The sequence below is a fragment of the Puerhibacterium puerhi genome, from assembly GCF_009846865.1.
In the GTDB taxonomy this organism is placed as follows: Bacteria; Actinomycetota; Actinomycetes; order Actinomycetales; family Cellulomonadaceae; genus Puerhibacterium; species Puerhibacterium puerhi.
The window spans coordinates 130,293-137,186 of sequence record NZ_WUWN01000008.1; the positions used below are offsets into that span (position 1 = coordinate 130,293).

Here is a 6,894-nt window from a genome sequence, read left to right on the forward strand (position 1 = left end):
TGCGGACCGGAACCCGCACGGCGTGTCCTGCACCCACAGCTACCCGCAGCTGCCCGCAGCTGCCGCGACGTCTCAGTCGGGCAGGCGCCCGCCGTACCACTCCTCGATGAGCGAGCGCGCGATCGACAGGTGCCCGGGCAGCAGCACCTCGCCGGCCTCCACCGCGGCCAGCAGGCCGTCGCGCGTGAACCAGCGGACGTCGGTCAGCTCCACCTCGTCCGCCTGCGGCCGCGCGCCCGTGCCGGCGACCCGGGCGCGGAAGCCGAGCATCAGCGAGGCCGGGAACGGCCACGACTGCGACCCGCGGTAGACGACGTCGCCGAGGTCGGGGGCGACCACGAGCCGGGCCTCCTCGGCGACCTCGCGCCGCACGGCCTGCTCGAGGCTCTCGCCGGGCTCGACGAACCCGGCGAGCGTCGAGAAGCGGCCCTCCGGCCAGTGGGCGGCGTGGCCGAGCAGGAGGCGGTCCTCGTCGTCGACGACCGCCATGATCACGGCCGGGTCGGTGCGCGGGTACAGCTCACGGTCCTCGACGGGGCAGCGGCGCACCCACCCGCTCAGCACCGGCTCCGTGGCGGCCCCGCAGCGCGGGCAGAAGCCGTGCACCGCGTGCCAGTTCGCCAGGGCCACGGCCTCCGTGACCAGGCCCAGCTCCAGCTCGTCCAGCCCCTCCAGCCGGCGCAGCCCCAGCCACGTCGTGCCGGCCGGCAGGCCGAGCGCCTCCGGCGCCGGCTCCGTGGCGCGTGCACCGCCCGGGCCCCCGTCCGGCGCCTCGCCCGCGGCGCCGCCGTGCGGGGCGGGCAGCACGAGCGCCAGGTAGGAGGTGCCCGCGTGCTCGCCGAGGTAGGCCCACAGCCCAGCGGCACCGGCCCCGTCGGGCGTGCCGAGCGGGACGGTCGCCGCCAGCGTCGCAGGCGCGACGAGGGCGAGCGCGGATCCGTCGGCCGCCGCCGCGACCCGGTCGCCCAGCAGCACCAACGCCCGCGCCCCCGGGTCCGCCTGGAGCCGCTCCAGGAGGTCGGCCTCCGTGCGGTGGTCGGCGGCGCGGTCGTGCAGGGCTCGCGCGAGCGGGAGGTCGAGTGCGGGGACGGGTTCGAGGGGGATGCTCACCCGGCGACCGTAACCCGCGAGCGGGCGTGCCCCGGGCGCACGCTCGCCCCTCGGCCCCGGCGCACCCGACACGCGGCGCCTGCGGTCCCGGGCACCCCGCCGCCGCGGTTACGGTGGTCGGGTGCCACGCTCTCCGCTCGCCCTGGCGGCGCTCTCCACGGCGGCCGTGCCGGGCCTGGACGCCCGCGCCGTGCTCCCCGTCGACGCGCCGGGCGACTACGACGTCGCCGTGGTGACCGCGGACGACGGCACGTCGTGGGAGGTGCGCGCCCCCCGGACCGCGATGGCCGGCGCGGCGCTCGAGGCCGAGGTCGAGCTGCTCGAGGGGCTGCACCGGTACCACGACGCCGGGGTGCTGCCGTTCGCGGTGCCGCGCGTCGCCGGGTCGGCGGCGCTGCCGGAAGGAGGCCGCGCCGTGGTGCACCCGCACATCGCGGGTGCCCCGCTGGACATCGAGTCCCTCACGCCGGGGCCGGGGCTCGCCGCCGACCTCGGCCGCACGATCGCCGCGATCCACGAGCTGCCGCCCAGCGTGGTCGAGTCGTGCGGGATGCCGACCTACACCGTGACGGAGTACCGCGACCGGCGCCTTGCCGAGCTCGACGAGGCCGCCGCCACGGGCCGCGTGCCGGCCGCCCTGCTGCGGCGGTGGGAGGCCGCGCTCGAGGACGTCGCGCTGTGGCGGTTCCAGCCCGTGGTGGTGCACGGCGACCTGGCGGCCGAGCAGGTGCTGGTGCTCGGCGAGCGCGTCGCGGCGGTCACCGGCTGGTCGGACGCGCGCGTGGCCGACCCGGCCGACGACCTGGCGTGGCTGCTCGTGGCCGCTCCGCCCGACGCGGTCGACTCGATCATGGAGGCCTACCAGCTGCGGCGCACCGAGCTGCACGACTCCCGGCTGGTCGACCGGGCGCTGCTCGTCGGCGAGCTGGCGCTCGCCCGCTGGCTGCTGCACGGCGTGCGCAACGGCCTGGCCGACGTCGTGGAGGACGCTGTGGCGATGCTCGCCGACCTCGACGAGGCCACCCGCGAGGGCGACAGCGCCTGAGGCGGAGGCGCCGCGGTGGGTGGAGGCCGAGGAACGAGGCATCCGCCCGCAGCACAGCCGCAGCCTCAGGCGCCAGCAGCACAGCCTGAAGCGGAGGCGCCGCGGAGGGTGGGAGGCCGAGGAACGAGGCATCCGCCCGCAGCACAGCCGCAGCCTCAGGCGCCAGCAGCACAGCCTGAGGCGGAGGCGCCGCGCGGCGCGGGCCCTCACCGGCCGAGGATCAGCGCCTCCAGCTCGTCCTCGTCGAGCAGCCGCCGCGGCCGCACCGTCTCCCCCGTCGCGACGTAGCAGAACGCGGCGCTGACCTTCTCCACCGGCAGGCCGGTCCAGCGGGACCAGGCCAGCCGGTAGACGGCGAGCTGCACCTCCCGCGCCGCCTGTGCGGCGGCGTCCGCGGGCGGGCTGCCGGTCTTCCAGTCCACGACGACGACGGAGCCCGGGTCACCGTCGGGGTCGGGGAACACGGCGTCGATGCGCGAGCGGAGCATGACCCCGGCGACCGGGGTCTCGACGTCCTGCTCGACGGCGACCGGCGTGCGCCCGGCCCACTCGGAGGCCAGGAAGCGCTCGCGCAGCTCCTCGAGCTCCACGTCGGCCGGCAGCTCCGCGTCCTCGGCGCCGGGCAGGTCCTCGACGTCCACCAGCGACGACGAGGTGAAGTACTGCTCGACCCAGCCGTGGAACCGGGTGCCGCGGCGGGCGTGCACGGTGGGCTGCGAGGGCACCGGGCGGCGCAGCTGGAGCGCGAACTCCTCGCGGTCGGTGGCGAGCCGCACCAGGCCCGACGCCGAGACGTGCGCGGGCAGCTCGACCTCCTGGCCGACCCGCTCGGCGCGCTCGGTCAGCAGCATCCGGGCGAACTCGACGAGGTCGTGCCCGGCGGCGTCGCGCAGCGCTCCGGCCGGTGCGGTGAGCGTGCCGGGCTCGACGCCCGGCCGGGCGGCGGCCGCGGCGTCCACGAGCGCCGCCGTCGCGCGCAGGACCTGGCGCGGCGAGCCTGCCTCGCCGTCGTCGGGCGCCGGCCAGGCCCCGGTCGCCTCGTCGGCGTCCCGCGGGTTGGGGTCCGCCGGGTCCGGCGCGGCCGACCACCCGTCGGCCGTCACCACGCCGGCCTCGACGAGCTCGGCGAGGAACGGCGAGACACGCCGCGGCTTGCTGCCGGTGCCCCACCAGTGGGCGGTCAGCAGCAGCTCGCGCCGGGCGCGGGTGAACGCGACGTACGCCAGGCGGCGCTCCTCGGCCAGCACGTGCTCGCCGCAGGCGGCGCGGAACTCGTCGCGCCGGGCCATGAGGTCCTTGGTGTCGGAGGCGAGGTCCCAGCGGAAGGACGGCAGGTCCTCGGCGTCGCCGCGCAGCCCGTACGGCAGCGCGCCCGGGGCGCTGAGCCAGCCGCTGTCCGTGCGGCCGCCGTTCGGGGATTCGGCGAGGGTGGGGAAGACGCCGTCGACGAGGCCGGGCACCGCGACGACGTCCCACTCGAGGCCCTTGGCGGCGTGCGCCGTGATGACCTGGACGGCGTCCGGGTCGGGCTCGCGCACGGGCATGTCGAGGCCGCGCTCGGCGTCGCGGGCGACGCCGAGCCAGGCGAGGAACGCGCCGAGGGTGGCGACGTCGGCCGACTGCGCGAAGGTGGCCGCGACGTCGCGGAACGCGTCGAGGTGCTCGCGGCCGCGCAGGCTGACGCGGTCGCCGGCCTCCGGCACGAGGGTGGCCAGCGCGTCGGCGGTCGCCGCCTCCACGTCGAGGCCCAGCGCGCGCTCGGCCTGGACCACCAGCTCGGGCAGCGACAGGTACGTCAGGCCGCGCAGGCCGCGCAGCAACCGGGCGAGCGCGGCGAGCCGCGTGTGCCCGGCCGGGCTCAGCACCCGCCCGTCACGCGCCGGCCGGCCCGGGGCGGGCAGGTCGTCCAGGGCGTCCACGATCGAGCGGTGGTCGACGACGTCGCCCTCGATCACCGGGTCGTCGAGCTCGTCGACAGCGTCCATGGCCTGCGGGTCGATCGCCTCGGGGCCGCCGGACGCGGCGCCTCCGGCCGGCGCGTCCTGGCGGGCCAGGTCGTGGGCCCACGAGCCGAGGGCGTGCAGGTCGGCAGCACCGAGGTTGACGCGCGGGCCCGTGAGCAGCCGCATGAGGGAGTCGCCGCGGGAAGGGTCGTGGACCGCCTCGAGCAGCGCGACGACGTCGACCACCTCCGGCGTGGACAGGAGGCCGCCGAGGCCCACGACCTCCACGGGCAGCCCCCGCTTGCGCAGCGCCACCTCGACGGCGGGGAACTGCGAGCGGGCGCGGCACAGCACGGCGGCGGTCGTGCGCCCCTCGGGGTGCGCCCCGGGGCGCCACCGCGCGGCGACGAACTCCGCGACCGCCTCGGCCTCCTCCTCCAGCGTGGTCGCCACGTACGCGCCCACCCGCCCCTCGCCGGCGCCGGGGCGCAGCGCGAGCGGCGGCACGTCGACGGCGGCCGGGCCGGCCACCGCCGCGCGCAGCGGCGCGGCGGCCACGTTGGCGGCGTCGAGCACGGCACGGTCGTTGCGCCAGGACGTCGACAGGTTCAGCACGCCGGCGGGCCGGCCGTCCGCGCGGCGGAACCGGTCGGGGAAGCGCGCCAGGCCCGACGCCGACGCCCCGCGCCAGCCGTAGATGGACTGGTGCGGGTCGCCGACCGCGGTGACGGCGTGGCCGCCCCCGAACAGCCCGGCGAGCAGCTCGACCTGGGCGTACGAGGTGTCCTGGTACTCGTCGAGCAGCACGACGCGGTAGCGCGAGCGCTCCGCGACCCCGACCGCCGGCACCGAACGGGCGAGCTCGGCGCCGAACGCGATCTGGTCGCCGAAGTCGATGGCGTCCGCGGTGCGCTTGCGCCGCCGGTACTCCTCCACCAGGTCCAGCAGGCGCCGCCGCTCGGCGAGGTCGCGCAGCAGCTTCTCCACCTCGGCCGTGCGCTTCTTCTGCCGCGGCCCGAGCGGCAGCGACTCCAGCCGCTCGAGGGCGTCGTCGAGCCAGGCGCGCGCGTCGTCGACGGCCACAAGGTGCTCACCGAGCTCGCCGGACAGCGCGATGACGCCCCCGACGACGCCGGAGACCGCCCGGTCCGTGCCGAGGTCGCCGTCCCAGGACTCCACCAGCTGCGCGGCGAGCTGCCACTGGTTCGCCTCGCCCAGGAGGCGCGAACCCGGCTCGACGCCGAGCCGCAGGCCGTGGTCGGTGACTAGCGAGGCCGCGTAGGCGTTGTACGTGGCGACGGTGGGCCGCGCCAGGAGGTCCAGGCTCGACGCCGCGCGGCCGAGCTCGCGGTTGACCTGCGCCAGGCGGGCCTGGACGCGCTGCTGCAGCTCGCCGGCCGCCTTGCGCGTGAAGGTCAGGCCGAGCACCTGCTCCGGCTGCACGAGCCCGTTGGCGATCAGCCACACCACGCGCGAGGCCATCGTCTCGGTCTTGCCGGACCCCGCGCCGGCCACGACGAGGGTCGGCTCCAGCGGGGCCTCGATGACGGCCACCTGCTCGTCGGTGGGCTCGGGCCGGCGGATCAGGCGCGCGATCTCCCGCGCCGACAGGCGCGGGCGGACGGGCTCGGCGGTGGGCTGGGCCGCGGGCTCGGTCACCGGCTCGGCGGCGGGCGGCTCGAGCGCCGACCAGCCGTCGGGCACGGCGTGCGGCAGGCGCAGGGTCCCCTGGTCGAGCGCGTCGAGGCCCAGCGCGTCCAGGCCGAGGTCCGCGGCGCCGTCGGCGCCGTCGGCGGGGTCGAGCGGGGACGTGCTCACGCGATCACGCTCCGTCCTTCGGGCTGCAGCGGGCACGAGCGGCGCACCGGGCACATCGGGCACAGGTCGTTGGGATGGGCGTCGAAGCGCGCCGCGGCCATGGTGCCCGCGGCGCCCTCGACGAGGGCGCGGGCCCAGCTCGAGCCGTCGGGCTCCGGGCGCAGCGCGCCCTGCTCGCGCACGGTCGGGGCGACCGTCGGGGTGCCGACGTAGACGAGCTGCGCGCCGGCGCTGCGGGTGCCCTCGGGCAGGTCGAGCGCCCCGCCCTCGACGGCCAGCTGGTACGCGCCGAGCTGCGGGTGCTCGGCGGCCTCGGCCTTGCTGGGCGCGCTGCGGCCGGTCTTGAGGTCGGCCACCACCACCGCGCCGTCGCCGGCCGCCTCCACGCGGTCGATCTTGCCGCGCAGCCGGGCCCGGCCCACCTCGAGGTCGAACTCGGCCTCGACCAGCAGCGGCTCCCCCGCCCCGGCGACGTACGCGGCCAGGCGCTCGACCATCCGCTCGGCCCGCTGCCGAAGCTGCCGCGACGGCCAGCCCTCGGGCAGGGCGAGCTGCGGCCAGCGCCGGTCCAGCTCGGCGCGCAGCTCGGCGAGCGAGCCGCGGGGCAGGTCCTCGGCGATGGCGTGCACGAGCGTGCCGAGGGTCTGGTGCGTGGCGTCGGGCTTGGTGCCGCCGGCGGCCTCGAGCGCCCAGCGCACGGCGCAGGTGGTCACCGTCTCGACCTTCGACGGCGACACCGGGACCGTGGCGTCCTCGGCCCACAGCGGCGCCTCGCTCGACGCCGGCGCGACGCCGTACCAGGTGCGCGGGTCGGCCTCGGGCACGCCCGCGGCGGCCAGGTCGGCGAGCAGCACGGCCGCGACGGCCGCCGGGTCGTCCGGCGCGCGGTCGTCCGGCGCCGGATCGCGCGGCGCCCCGGCGACCGGCGCGGCACCCGCCGCTGCCGCGCCGTCCCGCGCGACGCCGTCGCCGCCGGCC

4 protein-coding genes are annotated in these 6,894 nt (G+C 78.1%); 1 reads left to right on the forward strand and 3 read right to left on the reverse strand.

The features are described from left to right. Nucleotides 1-72 precede the first annotated feature (72 nt). Complete coding sequence (gene nudC, locus GSF02_RS07025; protein WP_201308822.1) at nucleotides 73-1,110, reverse strand: NAD(+) diphosphatase; 1,038 nt, start codon at nucleotides 1,108-1,110, stop codon at nucleotides 73-75. Nucleotides 1,111-1,231: 121 nt separating this feature from the next. On the opposite strand from nudC, the gene GSF02_RS07030 reads away from it, so the two are divergent. Further along, entirely contained in the window at nucleotides 1,232-2,155 is a 924-nt protein-coding gene (locus GSF02_RS07030) for a macrolide 2'-phosphotransferase (protein WP_159794142.1), read from the forward strand. A 206-nt stretch (nucleotides 2,156-2,361) separates the two neighbouring features. Here GSF02_RS07030 and GSF02_RS07035 read toward each other — a convergent pair whose 3' ends face one another. Next, a complete protein-coding gene (locus GSF02_RS07035) occupies nucleotides 2,362-5,757 on the reverse strand; it encodes an ATP-dependent DNA helicase (protein ID WP_201308828.1) in 3,396 nt (1,131 codons plus the stop codon). Between the two features lie 155 nt (nucleotides 5,758-5,912). Continuing rightward, nucleotides 5,913-6,894 (reverse strand): RecB family exonuclease (locus GSF02_RS07040; protein WP_159794144.1); only part of this gene is annotated, 982 nt, incomplete at its 5' end.